This window comes from Burkholderia sp. BCC1999, from assembly GCF_905339975.1.
GTDB lineage: Bacteria > Pseudomonadota > Gammaproteobacteria > Burkholderiales > Burkholderiaceae > Burkholderia.
Window position 1 is genome coordinate 154,460 of record NZ_CAJPHP010000014.1, and the last position, 17,095, is coordinate 171,554.

Here is a 17,095-nt window from a genome sequence, read left to right on the forward strand (position 1 = left end):
GTGCTCAGCCGCCCGACTTCTCGAAGCGGCGCAGCAGTTCGTCGCCACGCGACGCGGCCGAATCGAGCGCGTCCTTCGGCGACTTCTTCTGCGCCCAGACCTGTTCGAACTCCTCGTCGACGACCGTGCGGATCTGCGGCATGTTGCCCAGGCGCAGCCCCTTCGTGTACGGCAGCGGCGGCTTGTTCAGCATCTGCTTGATCGCGGTTTCGGCGCTCGGGTTCTTCGCGTAGAAGCCCTGTTCGCGCGTCAGGTCGTATGCCGCCTTGGTGACCGGCAGGTAGCCCGTGTCCTGGTGCCACTTCGCGGCGACGGCCGGCGAAGCAAGGTACGCGAGGAATTTCGCGACGCCCTTGTAGGTCGCCGGATCCTTGCCGGCCAGCACCCACAGGCTCGCGCCGCCGATGATCGCGTTCTGCGGTGCGCCCTTCACGTTCGCGTCGTACGGCATCATGCCGGTGCCATAGCTGAACTTCGCGAACTTCTGCACGTTCGCGAGCGCACCCGACGATGTCGTCATGATCCCGCAGTCGCCGCTGTAGAACTTCGCCGACGCTTCATCCTTGCGCCCCGCGTACGTGAACGTGCCGTCCTTCGCCATCTGCTGCAGGAACGAGACGTGCGCGATCTGCTGCGGCTTGTTGAATTCGAGGACGGCGTCGGTGCCGTCGAAACCGTTGTTGCGGCTCGCGAACGGCAGCCCGTGCCACGCGCTGTAGTTCTCGAGCTGGATCCAGCCCTGCCAGCCGGTCGTGAAGCCGCACGCCATCCCCGACTTGCGCAGTTTCTCGGCATCGGCCTTCACGTCGGCCCACGTCTTCGGCGGCTGGTTCGGGTCGAGCCCGGCCTTCTTGAACGCGTCCTTGTTGTAGTACAGCACCGGCGTCGAGCTGTTGAACGGCATCGACACGAGATGGCCCGTCTTCGCATCGCTGTAGTAGCTCGCGATGGTCGGCACGAACCCCTTTTCGTCGAGCGGCACGCCGGCCTGCTTGAACACGTCGGAGACCGGCACGACAGCCTTCTTCGCCTGCATCATCGTGGCCGTGCCGACTTCGTAGACCTGGAGGATCGCCGGCGCGTTGCCGCTGCGATACGCGGCGATGCCGGCCGCGAGCGCCTGGTCGTAAGTGCCCTTGAACACCGGCACGATCTTGTAGTCGCTTTGCGACGCGTTGAACTGGTCGGCGATCGCATTCACCCGCTCGCCGAGCGCGGCCTCCATCGCATGCCAGAACTGAATTTCCGTCGCGGCGAGCGCCACGTGCTGCACCCCGAACATCAGCGCGCCGCCGAGCGCGATCGAACGAACCAGTGTCCCCGCAGGCTTCTTCTTCATCGACCTCTCTCCTATGAAAACGTTACCAACAGCGTGTGCAACATTCCCGTCGCCATTGAACCGGCGAAGTCTAGTGATCGTTTGTGACAGTCAGTTGTCGCTGATGACGAACAGGCGCTGATATTCCTTCAGCGCGAAGCGGTCGGTCATGCCGGCGATGTAGTGCGCGACGAGGCGCGGCTGATGTGCCGCGTCGTCGGACTGGTACGGCGGCGGCAGCAGGCGCGGATCGTCGATGAATGCGTCGAACAGCCCCGTGACGACGCGCTGCGCCTTGCTCGCCATGCGCATCACCTTGTAGTGGCGATACAGGTTCTTGAAGAGGAAGCGCTTGAGCGCGGCCGCCTGCGCGGCGACCGTCACGCTGTGCGACACGAGCGGCGGCGCGGCGCGCACGTCGTCGAGCGACGCAGGCGCGACGCGCACGAGGTTGCGCGTCGTCTCGTCGATCAGGTCGACGATCAGCGTGTTGATGATGCGGCGCACCGTCTCGTGCACGAGCCGACGGCCCTCGAGGTGCGGGAATTCGGCGAGCGCCGCTTCATAGTGGCGCTGCCACAGCTCGACCTCGGCAAGCTGCTCGATCGTGATCAGGCCGGAACGCAGGCCGTCGTCGACGTCGTGGTTGTTGTACGCGATTTCGTCCGCGATGTTGGCGAGCTGCGCTTCGAGCGACGGCTGCCGGCCGTGCAGGAAACGCTCGCCGAGCGCGCCGAGCTTGCGCGCATTGTCGCGCGAGCAATGTTTCAGGATGCCTTCGCGCGTCTCGAAGCACAGGTTCAGCCCGTTGAACGCGCCATAGTGCTCCTCGAGCTCGTCGACGACCGCCAGGCTCTGCAGGTTGTGCTCGAAGCCGCCGTGGTCACGCATGCACGCATTCAGCGCGTCCTGTCCGGCATGGCCAAACGGCGTGTGGCCGAGATCGTGCGCGAGCGAGATCGCTTCGACGAGATCCTCGTTCAGGCGCAGGTTGCGCGCGACCGAGCGGGCGATCTGCGCGACTTCGAGGCTGTGCGTGAGGCGCGTACGGAACAGGTCGCCTTCGTGATTGACGAAGACCTGCGTCTTGTATTCGAGCCGGCGGAACGCGGTCGAATGGACGATGCGGTCGCGGTCGCGCTGGAATTCGGTGCGCGCCGCCGGCGGGGTTTCCGGATGGCGGCGGCCGCGCGACTGCGACGCGTGTGCGGCATACGGAGCGAGATGGGCTTCCAGCGCCGCCAGCGTCGGCGGCTCGGCCACCGGCGCGGCGGATGCGCGGCCGGCTTCGGGCAGTGTGCTGCTGGATGTCTCGCTCACGTCTCCTCCATGTCAGGGGCGCCGGGGCATCCGGGCCGCCGTTAGCGCGTCGTCTGCGCCAGTGTAGCGAACACGGCTTCGTCTGGCGCCTCCGTGATCAGCGTATCGCCGAATCGCTTCAGCAGGATGAACTTGATCGCGCCGGCCTCGGCCTTCTTGTCGACGCGCATCAGGTCCATGTAGCGCGCGTCGCCGAGCGCAGGCCCGCGGATCGGCAGGCGCGCGGCCGCGATCACCGCGTCGAGGCGCTGCCGCGACGCTTCGTCGAGCAGGCCGAGCCGCGCCGACAAATCGCCCGCCATCACCATCCCGCAGCCGACCGCCTCGCCGTGCAGCCACTCGCCGTAGCCGAGCCCGGCCTCGATCGCGTGGCCGAACGTGTGGCCGAAATTCAGGATCGCGCGCAGGCCGCCTTCACGCTCGTCGGCCGCGACGACGCTTGCCTTGATCTCGCACGAACGCTTCACCGCGTGCGCGAGCGCAGCCGGGTCGCGGCGGTTCAGCGCGTCGACGTTCGCCTCGATCCAGTCGAAGAATGCCGCATCGGCAATCGCGCCGGTCTTGATGACTTCGGCGACGCCGGCCGCCAGTTCGCGATCGGGCAGCGTCGTCAACGCGCCGATGTCCGCGATCACGGCCTGCGGCTGGTAGAACGCGCCGATCATGTTCTTGCCGAGCGGGTGGTTGATGCCGGTCTTGCCGCCGACCGACGAATCGACCTGCGACAGCAGCGTCGTCGGCACCTGGATGAACGGCACCCCGCGCATGTAGCACGCGGCGGCAAAGCCCGTCATGTCGCCGATCACGCCGCCGCCGAGCGCGACGAGCGTCGTCTTGCGATCCGCGCGTTCGCTCAGCAGGCCGTCGAAGATCAGGTTCAGTGTTTCCCAGTTCTTGTATGCCTCGCCGTCCGGCAGCACGACCGTCGAGACGCGCTTGCCGAGCGGCGCGAGCGCCGCGCGCAGCGCGTCGCCGTAGAGCGGATCGACCGTCGTGTTCGTGACGATCGTGACGGACGAGCCCTTGATGTGAGGCGCGAACAGCTCGGTGCGGCCGATCAGGCCGGCACCAATGTGAATCGGATAGGCGCGGTCGCCCAGATCGACGTTGACAGTAATCATGCTTGTAGCGGCTTGGCGATGACGCCCGCCAGTTCGAGTTGCATCAACACCATGTTGACGAGACCGTTGACCGACGGACGGCCGGTCTCGATGACGAAATCCGCGCATTCGCGGTACAGCGGGTCGCGCACTTCGTACAGCGCTTCGAGACGCCCCTTCGGGTCTTCGGTCTGCAGCAGCGGGCGGTTCTTGTCCTTGCGCGTGCGCAGCCACAGATCGTGCGGATTGGCGCGCAGGTAGATGACGATGCCGTTGCTTTTCAGGCAGTCGCGATTTTCCGGGCGCAGCACTGCGCCGCCGCCCGTCGCGAGCACGATGTTCTCGCGCTGCGTGAGATCGGTGATCACCTGCGTTTCGCGATCGCGAAACCCGGCCTCGCCTTCCATCTCGAAGATCACCGGAATGCGCGCGCCCGTGCGGGCCTCGATTTCGTGGTCGGAGTCGAAGAACGTCCTGTCGAGACGACGCGCGACCGCACGGCCCACGGTGGTCTTACCCGCTCCCATAAGGCCGACGAAAAATACGTTTGCATGTGGGTCCCGCGCTTGCAACGGCTTCCTCTGCTTCAATCTTGCTGGTGTGTGGCGCAGCTTACTGGCAAAGCGGCTGCCTTGTCGAGCCTGCGTCGGCGGCTTCCGGCCCCGTTTTATCGGCATCCGCGTCGCCCGCGCCGAGCGCATCGCAGCGCGCATCGACGACAGTCGGCGTGATGAACACGACCAGTTCGTTGCGCTGGTCGCGCTGCGCGCGGTGCCGGAAAAGCGCGCCCAGAAACGGTATTTTGCCCAAGAGCGGCACGCGCGTCACATCGTTCCGGTTCAGTTGCTCATAGATACCACCGATCGCAACCGTCCCGCCATTCTCGACCTCGACACGCGTCTGTACATGCTTCGTATGGATGGCGGGGCCGGCCGCCGTCGGCTCGCCGACGCTGTCCTTCGTCACGTCCAGGTCGAGCACCACGCGCCCGTCGGGCGTGATCCGCGGCTCGACCTCGAGCTTGAGCGTCGCGCGGCGGAACTGCACGCCGCTCATGCCGTTGCCCACCTTCGCCTGGTACGGCAGCTCGGAACCCTGCTCGACGATCGCCTTGACGCGGTCGGCCGTCACCACGCGCGGCCGCGAAACGATCTGACCCCGCCCTTGCGCTTCGAGCGCACTCAGTTCGACGTCGAGTACGCGGCTGAGCGGCGCGGCGAACAGCGTAAAACCGGCAGTCGCCGCGTCGAAGCCGCCGAGCGGCCGCGCGGCCAGGTCGAGCGCGTTGCGCGCGTCGGCCGCGAACGTGGCGCCCTCGCCCGCCGACGGCCGCCCCTGCGCCCGCAGCGCGACACGTGCGCCGAGGTTGCGCGAGAAGCCCTGCTCACCCTCGACGATGCGGGCCTCGATCCGGACCTGCCGTGACGGCCGGTCGATCGCGTCGATCAGACCCGCGATCTGCGCAATGCGCGGCGCGAGATCGGTGACGAACAGCAGGTTCGTGCGCGGATCGGCCGCCGCAGCGCCGCGTTTCGACAGCAGGCGCTGGCCGGTCGCGCCGGCCAGCAGCCGTTGCACGTCCTGCGCGCGTGGGTAGCGCAGCGCGAACGTGCGGCTCGCCAGCGGCTCCAGATCGGCGGCCCGCGCATGCATTTCGAAGCGCTCGCGCTCACGGGCGGCCAGCTCGGCCGCCGGCGTGACCCAGATCACGTTGCCGCGCCGGGACATCGCGAGCCCGTGCGTGTCGAGCAGCGTGTCGAAGGCCTCGCGCCAGCGGACATTGTTCAGACGTAACGTGACCGTGCCGCGCACCTGCTCGCCGACGACGATATTGAGCCCCGTGAACCGCGCGAATGCGTCGAACGCGGCCGCGAGCCCGGCGCCCTGCAGATTCAGCGAGATCCGCCGCGCGTCGTCCGCATCGCCGGGTTGCCGGGCAGTGACGTCGCTCATCCGGGCCGGCGGCGCCAACGGGATCGGCGGCCCCTCCAGCTGCGGTGCCGATACCGCGGGTTCCGCCTGAAGTGCCGCGCGAGCGGCCTGGTCGAGCGGCGGCGGGCCGGCTTCCTCCGATACCGCGATGTCAACACCGTCCACCCTGCCGTGCGGCAGCGGCAGACTCGGCACCGGCGCCTCCATCGACGCGGCAGGCCAGACTGCCGGCAGCGGCGGCAACGACGCGCCTGCACTGGCCGCCGTCAATCCGGCCCAGACGGCGAGCACCCAACGGCCGTACTTCGTCATGGCCACACTCCGTCGTTCATGACGACCCGGTGCGCCCCGTCCGCCATCGCGAGCATCACCGCCGCGGGCTCGACGCGCACCACGCGGGCCGGCCCGAGCGCTTCGCCGGGCGCCACGGCCGTGAATGCGCCATCGCCGCCATCGAACAACGCGAGACCGGCACGCGCGTCGCGAATCGTGCCGGCGAGGCGGGCCGCGATTCCATCGGCCCCACCGCCGAACGGATCGGCGTCGAGCGCAGCAGCCTGAACCGGCACCGTACCGCCTGCGGGCGATGCCGCCGGCAGCGCCGGAAACACGTCGACAGACATGTCCATCCGCGTCGCCTGCATGCCTCGCTCGACACGCAGCGCCGACGGCACTGCCAGCACCGGAAAGCGCGCCAGCCCGCCGACCGTCGTCGACAATGCGCGAAAGCCGCCGTCCGCGACGATGCGCACGGTGCGCCGGCCCTCCGGTGCCGCGCCATCGATACGCTGCGGCTCGATCGATACTCCGTGCAGCCCGCTCGACGCGGCGAGATCGGCCAGTCCCAGCATCAGCGCGGCCCATTCCGGCGTACGCGACGCGTGGTTATCCTGCCCCGGCGCAGGATGTGCACTGCGCCGTCGTTCCGCAGACTCAAGGACGCGCTGCGCGTCGGCCGCACGCCCCTGCGCTGCAGCCAGCAACGCGCGACTATGCGCGAGCCCGCTCCAGTCAGCCGCATTTGCCAAATGAATGCCGCCTGCCAGCACGGCCACGAACGCCAGCACGCAGCCGGCGGCATGCATTCCCCCCGGCGGGACGCGCGGCATGCCGCCCAGCCGCCCATCGCCACGCGGCGCAAGCCAATGCGTGATCGCCGTCATGCGCCACCTCCCGACGCCGTCCGCGACGGCATCGCATCGTGCCAGCGCAACTGAACCGAGAACCGGAACGGCATCCCGGCCAGCGGGGTCCGCGCACTCGACACAGGCGCCAACGCATCCACGTCGATCCGCCAGTCACGTTGCTCGCGCGCCATCCCGGCGAGCCAACGCGCGGCCGCCCGGTAGCTCGTGGCCCGCACATCGAGCACGGCGCCGGCCGGTGTCGTGCGCAGCGCGTCGAGCCGGACGCCGTCGTCGCGCACCTGCGCCAGTGTCGCCAGCAGCCCTGTGACGCGCCCGTGCGGTGCGGCAAGCGCCGCTGCCTGCGCGTCACGCCGCGCGATGACAGCCGCCGCATCGGCAGCGCGCATCACGGCATTCACCTGCGGCTGCAACTGCCGCAGCCGCGTCTCCACGCTTGCGCGCGCGGCATCCGTGCGCCACCGCATCCAGGTGGCCGCGCCCGTCCACAGCACGGCGCCGAGCACGCCGAGCAGGATCGCCGCCCCGCACTGCGCAGCCCGGCGACGCCGCAGCGCATGCGCCAGTCGCTCGCGGTGCGGCAGCAGGTTGAAGCCGCCCAGTGCCGCCTGATCGGCCGTCATTCCCACACCCCGCGCAACGCCAGCCCGAACGCAACGGCGAATGCCGGGCCGCCCGGCATGCCGGCGGGCGGACACGGCTGCCCGTCCCAGCCCGTGCAGTCGAACGGCACCGCCGCCGAGCCGAGCAGGTCGCCGATCTCGGCGACGGACGTATCGAAGCGCGCGATGTTCCGTTCGTCCCCGGCAACGAACACACACCGCACGGCCCCGAGCACGCGCCGACGCAGTGCATCGGGGAGCGCCTCCGGCAACGTGCCGGACAGCGTGAACACCGGAACCGCCAACGGCCCGTCGATTCGCCAGCCGCGAACACCCGAGTCGCAGAACCAGAGCGCGGCGTAGGCGCCTTGCGCGTCGAGTTCGAACTGCGCGGCATAGCGCAACGCGCGCAGCATGGCGGCCGACTCGCCGTCGACCGCCGTCAGGTCGATACCGGCCTGCGCCGCCACGTCGATCCGCCGCTCCAGCAGCGCCAGCGGGGCCACGGTCAACGCGATCTCGCCGGAACGCGCGCCGCCGTGCTGCCGCCAGTCGAACGCGAAACTGCCCGGCGCCAGCCCCGAGATACGCTCGGCCGCCTGCCGCGCGGCGTCCGGGATGTCATGACGCCCGGCGAGGTCGAGCGTCGCCGTACGAATCTCGTCATCGTGCAGCGCCATCACGCCACGCGCGTCGCACCGCACGTCGGCCGCCGACAGCCGCGCGACGGCTGCCGCCAGCGCACGCGCGACCGCGGCCCAGCGCGCGTCTTCCGGCCCGCCCGCCAACCCGACCGGCTCCCGCTCCAGCCCCTCGACCCGCACATCCGCGACCCGGCCGCGCCGGCTCAGCACGGCCACCCTCACCTCGTCCGCGCCGACGTCGATTCCCGTCGACCTGTGCCTGCCCTGCGCAAACTGCGCTACCCACCGTCCCGCCATCCCAGCCTCCCGAAATCGTCGCGGCCCATGCCGCGTTTCCGAGACCTGATTCTGCAAAGCGGCGCGCATGGCCGACAGTCGGCCAAACGGCCAGCAACGGCTGGCGGCGACCGTGCGCAGGCCATACTGGCGGTACGCCGACCCGCCGCTTTCCTGCGGGCGGCCCCCGCGTCAGGACCGGTCTTACCGGGCAGCTATAATCGCGGGACTGTTTTCCGGTATGCCTATGCAATCCACGACTCCTACGTCCCCGCCTCCTGCCCCGGCGCCGAAGAAGCGGCCCTGGTGGCAAAAAGTCCTGCTCGGCTTCGCCGCGATGTGCGTGGCCCTCGTCGTGGCCGGCGGCCTCGTGCTCGGCTACGCGCTCGTCGTCGCCTGGCCGAACATGCCGTCGCTCGACGCGCTGACCGACTATCGCCCGAAGGTGCCGCTGCGCATCTATACGTCCGATCACGTGCTGATCGGCGAATTCGGCGAGGAGCGCCGCGACGTCGTCCATTTCAAGGACGTGCCCGACTCGCTGAAGAAGGCGATCCTCGCGATCGAGGACGCGCGCTTCTACGATCACGGCGGCGTCGACCTCACCGGCATCGTCCGCGCCGGCATCGTTGCGCTGACGAACGGCCACGCGTCGCAGGGCGCGAGCACGATCACGATGCAGGTCGCCCGTAACTTCTTCCTGTCGAGCGAGAAGACCTACACGCGCAAGATCTACGAGATGCTGCTCGCGTACCGGATCGAGCGCGCGCTGACGAAGGATCAGATTCTCGAGGTCTACATGAATCAGATCTATCTCGGCCAGCGCGCGTACGGCTTCGCGAGCGCCGCGCGGGTCTATTTCGGCAAGGATCTGAAGGACATCACGCTCGCGGAAGCCGCGATGCTCGCGGGGCTGCCGAAGGCGCCGTCCGCGTACAACCCGGTCGTCAATCCCAAGCGCGCGAAGGTGCGCCAGGAATACATCCTGCAGCGGATGCTCGAACTGAACTTCATCACGCGCGAGCAGTACGACGAAGCCGTCGCGCAACCGCTCGTCGTCAAGGGCCCGGGACGCGATTTCAGCGTGCACGCCGAGTACGTCGCGGAAATGGTCAGACAGATGATGTACGCGCAGTACCGCGAGGAAACCTACACGCGCGGCTTCAACGTCGTCACGACGATCGATTCCGCGGACCAGCAGGTCGCGTACACCGCGTTGCGCAAGGGCATCATGGATTACGAGCGCCGCCACGGCTATCGCGGGCCGGAAGGCTTCATCGAGCTGCCCGCCGGTGCCGACGACCGCGAACAGGCGATCGACGACGCGCTGCTCGAACACCCCGACAACGGCGAGCTGATTGCTGCGGTCGTCACGGCCGCGAGCCCGCGCCAGATCACGGTGGCATTCATCGACGGCAGCACGGCGACGGTCGAGGGCGACAACCTGCGCTTCGCGTCGGGCGCACTGTCGGCCAACGCGCAGCCGAACCGCCGCATCCGCCCCGGTGCGATCGTCCGCGTCGTGAAGAACGACACCGGCAAATGGTCGATCACGCAGTTGCCGCAGGTCGAAGGCGCATTCCTGTCGATCGTCCCGCAGGACGGCGCGATCCGCTCGCTCGTCGGCGGCTTCGACTACAACAAGAACAAGTTCAACCACGTCACGCAGGCGTGGCGGCAGCCGGGTTCGTCGTTCAAGCCGTTCATCTACTCGGCGTCGCTCGACAAGGGCCTCGGGCCCGCGACCGTGATCAACGACGGCCCGCTGTACTTCAGCGCCGCCGAAACGGGCGGCCAGCCGTGGGAGCCGAAGAACTACGGCGGCGGCTTCGAAGGCCCGATGTCGATGCGCACCGCGCTGCAGCGCTCGCGCAACCTCGTGTCGATCCGGATCCTGAACCACATCGGCACGAAGTACGCGCAGCAATACATCACGCGCTTCGGCTTCGACGCCGAGCGCCATCCGGCCTACCTGCCGATGGCGCTCGGCGCGGGCCAGGTCACGCCGCTGCAGATGGCCGGCGCGTACTCGGTGTTCGCGAACGGCGGCTACCGCGTCAATCCGTACCTGATCGCAGAAGTCACCGATCCGAACGGCGCGATCGTCGCGCGCGCGCAGCCGCTCGTCGCCGAGCAGAACGCGCCGCGCGCGATCGACGCGCGCAACGCGTACGTGATGAACAGCCTGCTGCAGAGCGTCGCGCAACGCGGCACGGGCGCGCGGACCAACATCCTGAAGCGCACCGACCTCGCCGGCAAGACCGGCACGACGAACGACTCGCACGACGCGTGGTTCGCCGGCTACCAGCACACGCTCGCCGCGATCGCGTGGATCGGCTACGACAATCCGCGCAGCCTCGGCGATCGCGAAACGGGTGGCGGCCTGTCGCTGCCGGTCTGGATCGAGTACATGGGCGCGGCGCTGAAGGGCGTGCCCGAGTACAAACCGACGGTACCCGAAGGTGTCGAGTCGCTCGGCAGCGAGCTGTACTTCACCGATTTCACGCCGGGCCACGGCTTCGTGTCGACGGTCGGCGTACCGCAGGCGCCGGCCGCGCAGAACACCGACGAAGCCGTGCCGCACGTCGACGAGCAGGAGAAGCAGGACATCATGAACCTGTTCCGCGGCCACTGACACCCGGCCCGGACATGAAAAAAGCGCCCGAGGGGCGCTTTTTCTTTGGCTGCAACGTTCGGGGTCCGGCGCCCCGGCGCGTCACATGCTGAACGTGATCGGCAGGCCGGCCTGCTGGGTCGCGTATTCGGTGAGCGCCGAGAAGAACTCGGTGCCCGTGCGCGTGTCGCGCCATTCTCCGTCGATGAAACGGTAGTGGAATCCGCCCGCCTTCGCGGCGATCCACACTTCCTTCATCGGCGGTTGCAGGTTGACGATGATCTTCGAGCCGTTCTCGAACGTCAGCGTCAGGACGCTGCCGTTACGCTCCAGATCGATGTCGTGGTCGCCATCGTTCGCGGTGTCGACGGTACGCTCGACGGCCATCAGTACGGCCTCGGCACGGGTCAGGTATTCGGTATCGGACATGCTAAACTCTATCGGTTCAATTGTTCAGGGACGATCATGCGAGTCGTTTTCCGGATGAGCGCGATTGTAGCGGCTTTGGCGATTCTTGCCGGCTGCGGTCAAAGCGGCGCGCTCTATCTGCCCACCGTGCCTCCGATGCCCAAGCCACTCCAGCAGCAGAATACGCCGCCGTCGGACGTGAAACCGACCGATGAAAACGCATCGTCCGACGACACACCCGACACGTCGGGCTCACCGCTGATGCTGTCGCCCGAGCTGTCGAGCGGCGCATCGGCCGTGCCCGCACCGGCATCGAGCCCGGCCGCGAAGTAACGGAAGCAACGCCGCTCGCGCGGCAGGCGAAACAAGGCGATGGCTTCACGGTCATCGCCTTTTGTTTTTCGGGCTGCGCCGTCACGCGCGCACGCGCCGCCATCCCCACGCGATCAGCCGCCAACCGAGCAGCACGGCGACGACCGCCGCGTAAAGCTTCGGCTGCGCGAGATTGTGCTTGCCGGCCCGCATCCACCAGAAGTGCAGCACACCGAACAGTGCGACCGCGTAGATCGCGCGATGCAGCGTCGCCCAGTGGCGGCCGAGCCGGCGCACCATCGCGCGCGTCGACGTCGCGGCGAGCGGAATCAGCAGCACGAACGCGGCGAAGCCGACCGTGATGAACGGGCGCTTGCCGACGTCCTTCAGGATCGCGACGACGTCGAACCACTTGTCGAACCACAGGTAGGTCGTGAAGTGCAGCGTCGCGTAAAAGAACGCGAACAGCCCGATCATCCGGCGAAAACGCAACAGCGCGGCGAACCCCGTCATGCGCCGCAGCGGCGTGACGGCGAGCGTGATGCACAACAAGACGAGCGTCCAGAGGCCCGTCGAGCGCGTGATGAATTCGATCGGATTCGCGCCGAGCCGGTCAGTCAGCCCGAACAGCACGAGACGCGCGAGCGGATACAGACCGGCCGCGAACACCAGCACCTTGGCCGGCACGAGCCAGCGCGGCGCGGCGGGACGGACTGCACCGGCCCGCGTCGTGCGTGCGGCAGGCCCGGCGCCGGCTGGACGCGCGGGCGTGAGCGTCGAAGGAGGCATGTCGTTTTCCAATGTCGCGCTCAGAAGTTCTTCTTCAGGTCCATGCCCTGATACATCGACGCAACGAGATCGCCGTAGCCGTTGAACATCAGCGTCTTGCGCTTCGGCGTGAAGAAGCCGTCCTCGCCGATGCGCCGCTCGGTCGCCTGGCTCCAGCGTGGATGATCGACGTTCGGGTTCACGTTCGAATAGAAGCCGTACTCGCTGGATGCGTAGGTGTTCCAGCTCGTCTTCGGCTCTTTGTCGACGAAGCGGATCTTCACGAGCGACTTCGCGCTCTTGAAACCATACTTCCACGGCACGACGATCCGCACCGGCGCACCGTTCTGGTTCGGCAGCACCTGCCCGTAGACGCCCATCGTCAGCAACGTCAGCGGGTTCATCGCCTCGTCCATCCGCAGCCCTTCCGAATACGGCCAGTCGAGCACAGGTGTCGACAGGCCCGGCATCTGCGATGGGTCGGCAAGCGTGACGAACTGCACGTATTTCGCGTTGCCGGTCGGCTGTACGCGTTTGATCAACTCGGACAGCGGCACGCCGATCCACGGGATCACCATCGACCACCCTTCGACGCAGCGCAGCCGGTACACGCGCTCCTCGAGCGGCGCGAGCTTCAGCAGTTCGTCGAGATCGAACACCTTCGGGTGCAGCACCTCGCCCTCGACGCTCACGCGCCACGGGCGCGGCCGCAGCGTGCCGGCGTTCTGCGCCGGGTCACTCTTGTCGGTGCCGAATTCGTAGAAGTTGTTGTAGGAGGTGATGTCCTTGAACGGCGTCACCTTGTCGGCGGCGACGAATTTCGGGTTCGTCTTGGCCGCGAGCTTCGCCGCCCGCGCGTCCGGCGACGCATACGCGGCGAATGCCGCGTTGCTGGCGCCAAACAAGCCGCCTGCCGCCGCGAGGCCGGCCGCCTGCAACACGCGCCGCCGGTTCTCGAATACCGTGCGCGGCGTGATCTCGCCGGGCGAAATATCACCGCCGGTCAGTACGTTGCGCAAAGGGCGTTTGATCCACATCGTGCAGCTCCTCCTGCATGCGCGGTGCGCATGCTTCATGTGCGTTCGACCCGGCCCATCATGCGCCGTTCGACGCCCGGTTCGCCCGCCCGTTACAAAGCAAAACCGCCGGGCACGCAGTGCACCGGCGGTTCGATAGTCGGACGAGCGGCGGAAATCTTACAGCTTGCCGTAGCTGTGCAGCCCCGACAGGAACATGTTGACGCCGAGGAACGCGAACGTCGTGACCAGCAGGCCCGTGAGTGCCCACCAAGCGGCGACCGCGCCGCGCAAGCCCTTCATCAATCGCATGTGCAGCCACGCCGCGTAGTTCAGCCACACGATCAGCGCCCAGGTTTCCTTCGGATCCCAGCTCCAGTAGCCGCCCCACGCCTCGGCTGCCCACAATGCGCCGAGGATCGTCGCGATCGTGAAGAACGCGAAACCGACCGCGATCGACTTGTACATCACGTCGTCGAGCACTTCGAGCGTCGGCAGACGATCGGCAAGCACGCCGCGTTCCTTCATCAGGTAAGCGACCGACACCATCGCCGACAGCGCAAAGCTTCCGTAGCCGATGAAGTTCGCCGGCACGTGGATCTTCATCCACCAGCTTTGCAGCGCCGGCACGAGCGGCTGGATCTGCTGCGCATCGCGCGCGACCGAGTACCACATCAGGAAGCCGACTGCCGCGCTGATGACCAGCAGCACGAACGCGCCGAGCGAACGCGTGCCGTAGTGGCCTTCGTAATACAGATACAGCAGGGCGGTGATCAGGCTGAACAGGACGAACACTTCATAGAGGTTCGACACGGGGATGTGGCCGACGTCCGCACCGATCAGGTAGGACTCGTACCAGCGCACCATCAGCCCCGTGAAGCCCATCAGCACGGCGACCCACGTGAGCTTCTGGCCGATCGCCGCCCCCGTTTCCGAGCGCGCGAGCAGGCCGATCCAGTAGAAGATCGTCGCGAGCACGAACAGCGCGCTCATCCACAGGATCGCCGACTGGCTCGACAGGAAGTACTTGAGGAAGAACGCCGAATCGGCGCGCGCGAGATCGCCCTGGTAGATCTGGATCGACAGCAGCGACAGCACGGCGATCGACGCCATCATCAGCCGGGCGGGCTTCCAGCGCCAGCCGAGCGCGACGAGCGCCGGCACGGTGCCGATCATCACCGCCTTGTCGTAGTAATCCATGTGCGCGTTGTAGTGCACGAGCGCATAGCCCGCGCCCACCACGAGCGCCAGTGCGAACAGCCAGTCGAACAGCGACAGGCGCGCGAGGAAAGGACGGTCGTCGAACAACGGCGACGAAACCGGCGCCTGGGCCGACGCCGCACGGGAAGAGGAAACTTGCGTGAGATCCATGATGTTACCGGGTGGAATTCTCGGAATCGGAACCGCTGCCGGCAGGCGGGCGGGCCGTCGAAGCCGCACCGGTGGGCGCGGCGTCGCGAGGTGCGGCGCGCAAGGCGACGCCGGCCGCGTCGCGCGTCTGCACGAATTCTTTCTCGAAATCGAAGGTCTTGCGGGCCGTGGACATTGCCATCACCACATCGACGCCCGAACCGGCGTCCTTCAGCCAGAACCAGAGGCGCCGCTCGCGCACGTAGAACATCGAGAAGATGCCGGCGACCAGCAGCAGGCTGCCAAGATACACCAGATTCTTGCCGGGTGCGCGCGTCAGCTGAAATACCGAAGCTTGCACCTGCTTGAATGAGTCAAGCTGCAAATAGACCGGCGATCCATACAAAAAGCTGTCGGATAGCGCATTGATCGCGTTCTGCACGAAGCGAACCGTCTCGGCGCCGTTCTGGGCGGCCGGCTCGCCGGCGCGCTCGCGCGCGATCTGCCAGACCTCCCACATCGAGCCTTCGAGCATCCGCAGCAGCAGGCTCGCCGCCTTCTCCTGCTCAGCCTTCGGCACCGAACGGTCGATGAACGTCGCCACCGCCTGGAAGCCGCCGACCGGCTGGCCGTCGGCACCGCGGCCGACGCTGTCGTCGCTTGCAGCAAAAAGGGTCAGCACCTTCGACGCGCTGTCCTGCAGGCGGCCGCGCAGCGACGCGTCGGTGCCCGGCAACGAACGCTGCGCGAAGCGCGCGGCGGCCTCGGTGCGCACGGCCGGATCCTCCAGCGCGGCGCGCAGGCGCATCCATTCGCCGATCGAATCCTGGCTGTCGGCCGGGATCCGCATGTAGCGGAACGGATCGTTCGGGCTCGCGCGCACGCCGGCGAGGAACACACGCTCGCCGTTCATGTCGACGGGCAGCATGTAGTTGTTGAATTCGCGCGCCTGACCGTCCTTGCCGCGGATCTTGTACTGCACCGACGGCCCGATGTTGTGGAGCTGCGTCGGCTTCGACGACTTCGCGCCCGAGCCGAGCCGCTCGTCGAACACTTCCTTGAGCGAGCTCGTCGTCGCGACGCCGCGCACGTCCGGCTTGCCGTTCGCGTCGGCCATGTTCTCGACGTTGATCGCGCGGAAATCGGAGAACTCGATCGTGTCGCCATCGGCGCCCGGCACCTGCAGCGGCGCCGAACTGCCGATCGTGCCCTTCACGGGGACGGTCGTCGCGTTGCCGCCCGTCATCGGGTAGGCCGTCATCTGCATCTGCGAGCCGCCGTCCTGGAAGCTCGACTGGTAGATCGACACGCCCTTGTACGTGAACGGCTTGTTGACCTCGACGCGCGCCGGGATCTTCTGGCCGGTCTCGCGATCGATCACGACGATGTCGCTCGCGAACAGCTTCGGCATGCCCGTCGTGTAGTAGTCGACGATGAACTTGTTGAGCTGGATCGAGAACGGCAGGTCCTGGATCAGCGAGCCGCTCGGCTGGTTCAGGATCGCGGTCGACACGAACTGCCCCTCGGGCACCCACGCGTAGCCGCGGAACGTCGGGTTCGACGCGGACAGTCGATGGTCGGGCGAGATCTCGCTGATCGTCGCGCTCGTGTTGACCGGGCTCTTGCCGAACATCCACATCTGGAATTTGATCGGCAGGTTGCTGTCGAGCAGGCCGCCGATACAGATCACGACGATCGCGAGGTGGGCGGAAATGTAGCCCCACTTGGTCATCGCGCCGCGCTTCGCGGAGATCAGCGTCGCGCCGTCGCTTTCACGCACGACGTGCTTGTAGCCAGCCTTGGTGACGAACGTGGCAAGCGTCGCCGCGACGGTCGCACGCGTGCCGGAAGCCGAGTACTCCGCCTTGTGGTGGAACGCGCGCAAGCTGCCTTCGCGGACCTTGTCCTTCCAGCTCTTCGCATCGGCGAGCATCTTCGGCGCGTTGCGGATCACGCACAGCGAGATCGACGTGACGAGGAAGATCAGGATCAGCATGAACCACCACGCGCTGTACACGTTGTACAGGCCGAGCGAGCGGAAGATGTCCGCCCAGAACGGCCCGAACTGGTTCACGTAGTTCGGATACGGATCGTCCTGGGTCAGGACCGTGCCGATGATGCTCGCGATCGACAGCACCACCAGCAGCGCAATGGCGAAGCGCATCGAGCTCAACAGCTCGACCGCGCGCTTCGACGCACCCTGACTCGACTTCGACTGCAACCCCGACGTGGTAACGCTCATTCAAACTCCGACTAAGGGGAAACAGCCCCTACGCTCACTATGTTCGCT

Annotated in this window: 15 protein-coding genes; 2 read left to right on the top strand and 13 right to left on the bottom strand. The window is 67.3% G+C overall.

Features of this window, described 5'->3' with window-relative positions; all coding sequences use genetic code 11:
* Positions 1-4 precede the first annotated feature (4 nt).
* From ugpB to U5809_RS21665, 8 genes are all read right to left on the bottom strand, one after another.
* Positions 5-1,339, bottom strand: a complete 1,335-nt coding sequence (gene ugpB, locus U5809_RS21630; RefSeq protein ID WP_282506451.1) for a sn-glycerol-3-phosphate ABC transporter substrate-binding protein UgpB — start codon at positions 1,337-1,339, stop codon at positions 5-7.
* A gap of 90 nt (positions 1,340-1,429) precedes the next feature.
* The gene (locus U5809_RS21635) at positions 1,430-2,638 is read right to left on the bottom strand and encodes a deoxyguanosinetriphosphate triphosphohydrolase (protein WP_415877956.1); all 1,209 of its coding nucleotides are present in this window, start codon (positions 2,636-2,638) and stop codon (positions 1,430-1,432) included.
* 41 nt (positions 2,639-2,679) lie between these two features.
* Entirely contained in the window at positions 2,680-3,759 is a 1,080-nt protein-coding gene (aroB, locus tag U5809_RS21640; RefSeq protein WP_322088063.1) for a 3-dehydroquinate synthase, read from the bottom strand.
* Positions 3,756-4,310: a shikimate kinase gene (locus tag U5809_RS21645; protein WP_175847214.1), complete on the bottom strand. Its 555-nt coding sequence runs from the start codon at positions 4,308-4,310 to the stop codon at positions 3,756-3,758. The genes aroB and U5809_RS21645 overlap by 4 nt, the downstream gene beginning before the upstream one ends.
* A gap of 40 nt (positions 4,311-4,350) precedes the next feature.
* Entirely contained in the window at positions 4,351-5,982 is a 1,632-nt protein-coding gene (gene pilQ / locus U5809_RS21650; protein WP_322088064.1) for a type IV pilus secretin PilQ, read from the bottom strand.
* Positions 5,979-6,833, bottom strand: a complete 855-nt coding sequence (locus U5809_RS21655; RefSeq protein WP_322088065.1) for a pilus assembly protein — start codon at positions 6,831-6,833, stop codon at positions 5,979-5,981. Before U5809_RS21655 ends, pilQ begins: the two co-directional genes overlap by 4 nt.
* Entirely contained in the window at positions 6,830-7,438 is a 609-nt protein-coding gene (locus U5809_RS21660; protein ID WP_322088066.1) for a fimbrial protein, read from the bottom strand. Before U5809_RS21660 ends, U5809_RS21655 begins: the two co-directional genes overlap by 4 nt.
* Complete coding sequence (locus tag U5809_RS21665; protein ID WP_322088067.1) at positions 7,435-8,358, bottom strand: competence protein ComA; 924 nt, start codon at positions 8,356-8,358, stop codon at positions 7,435-7,437. Before U5809_RS21665 ends, U5809_RS21660 begins: the two co-directional genes overlap by 4 nt.
* Before the next feature lie 220 nt (positions 8,359-8,578).
* Between U5809_RS21665 and U5809_RS21670 the strand changes: the two genes are divergently transcribed.
* Positions 8,579-10,972: a penicillin-binding protein 1A gene (locus tag U5809_RS21670; protein WP_322088068.1), complete on the top strand. Its 2,394-nt coding sequence runs from the start codon at positions 8,579-8,581 to the stop codon at positions 10,970-10,972.
* An 81-nt stretch (positions 10,973-11,053) separates the two neighbouring features.
* On the opposite strand, the gene cyaY is transcribed toward U5809_RS21670, so the two are convergent.
* Positions 11,054-11,380 (bottom strand): iron donor protein CyaY, encoded by a 327-nt coding sequence (cyaY, locus tag U5809_RS21675; RefSeq protein WP_176051114.1) that lies wholly within the window; start codon positions 11,378-11,380, stop codon positions 11,054-11,056.
* A gap of 36 nt (positions 11,381-11,416) precedes the next feature.
* On the opposite strand from cyaY, the gene lptM reads away from it, so the two are divergent.
* Positions 11,417-11,692, top strand: a complete 276-nt coding sequence (gene lptM, locus U5809_RS21680) for an LPS translocon maturation chaperone LptM (protein WP_176051115.1) — start codon at positions 11,417-11,419, stop codon at positions 11,690-11,692.
* Between the two features lie 81 nt (positions 11,693-11,773).
* On the opposite strand, the gene msrQ is transcribed toward lptM, so the two are convergent.
* From msrQ to U5809_RS21700, 4 genes are all read right to left on the bottom strand, one after another.
* The gene (gene msrQ, locus U5809_RS21685; protein ID WP_322088069.1) at positions 11,774-12,460 is read right to left on the bottom strand and encodes a protein-methionine-sulfoxide reductase heme-binding subunit MsrQ; all 687 of its coding nucleotides are present in this window, start codon (positions 12,458-12,460) and stop codon (positions 11,774-11,776) included.
* Positions 12,461-12,480: 20 nt separating this feature from the next.
* The gene (gene msrP / locus U5809_RS21690) at positions 12,481-13,476 is read right to left on the bottom strand and encodes a protein-methionine-sulfoxide reductase catalytic subunit MsrP (protein ID WP_322088070.1); all 996 of its coding nucleotides are present in this window, start codon (positions 13,474-13,476) and stop codon (positions 12,481-12,483) included.
* Between the two features lie 159 nt (positions 13,477-13,635).
* Positions 13,636-14,826 carry a c-type cytochrome biogenesis protein CcsB gene (ccsB, locus tag U5809_RS21695; RefSeq protein ID WP_176051118.1) on the bottom strand — a complete coding sequence of 397 codons (1,191 nt, stop codon included), beginning with the start codon at positions 14,824-14,826 and terminating at the stop codon, positions 13,636-13,638.
* A gap of 4 nt (positions 14,827-14,830) precedes the next feature.
* Positions 14,831-17,047, bottom strand: a complete 2,217-nt coding sequence (locus U5809_RS21700; protein ID WP_282506438.1) for a cytochrome c biogenesis protein ResB — start codon at positions 17,045-17,047, stop codon at positions 14,831-14,833.
* Positions 17,048-17,095 lie beyond the last annotated feature (48 nt).

Excerpts from the sequence above, each read along its gene's own strand:
- ugpB (WP_282506451.1), bottom strand. The coding sequence starts at position 1,339 with ATGAAGAAGAAGCCTGCGGGGACACTGGTTCGTTCGATCGCGCTCGGC.
- aroB (WP_322088063.1), bottom strand. The coding sequence starts at position 3,759 with ATGATTACTGTCAACGTCGATCTGGGCGACCGCGCCTATCCGATTCAC.
- pilQ (WP_322088064.1), bottom strand. The coding sequence starts at position 5,982 with ATGACGAAGTACGGCCGTTGGGTGCTCGCCGTCTGGGCCGGATTGACG.
- U5809_RS21655 (WP_322088065.1), bottom strand. The coding sequence starts at position 6,833 with ATGACGGCGATCACGCATTGGCTTGCGCCGCGTGGCGATGGGCGGCTG.
- U5809_RS21660 (WP_322088066.1), bottom strand. The coding sequence starts at position 7,438 with ATGACGGCCGATCAGGCGGCACTGGGCGGCTTCAACCTGCTGCCGCAC.
- U5809_RS21665 (WP_322088067.1), bottom strand. The coding sequence starts at position 8,358 with ATGGCGGGACGGTGGGTAGCGCAGTTTGCGCAGGGCAGGCACAGGTCG.
- U5809_RS21670 (WP_322088068.1), top strand. The coding sequence starts at position 8,579 with ATGCCTATGCAATCCACGACTCCTACGTCCCCGCCTCCTGCCCCGGCG.
- cyaY (WP_176051114.1), bottom strand. The coding sequence starts at position 11,380 with ATGTCCGATACCGAATACCTGACCCGTGCCGAGGCCGTACTGATGGCC.
- lptM (WP_176051115.1), top strand. The coding sequence starts at position 11,417 with ATGCGAGTCGTTTTCCGGATGAGCGCGATTGTAGCGGCTTTGGCGATT.
- msrQ (WP_322088069.1), bottom strand. The coding sequence starts at position 12,460 with ATGCCTCCTTCGACGCTCACGCCCGCGCGTCCAGCCGGCGCCGGGCCT.
- msrP (WP_322088070.1), bottom strand. The coding sequence starts at position 13,476 with ATGTGGATCAAACGCCCTTTGCGCAACGTACTGACCGGCGGTGATATT.
- ccsB (WP_176051118.1), bottom strand. The coding sequence starts at position 14,826 with ATGGATCTCACGCAAGTTTCCTCTTCCCGTGCGGCGTCGGCCCAGGCG.
- U5809_RS21700 (WP_282506438.1), bottom strand. The coding sequence starts at position 17,047 with ATGAGCGTTACCACGTCGGGGTTGCAGTCGAAGTCGAGTCAGGGTGCG.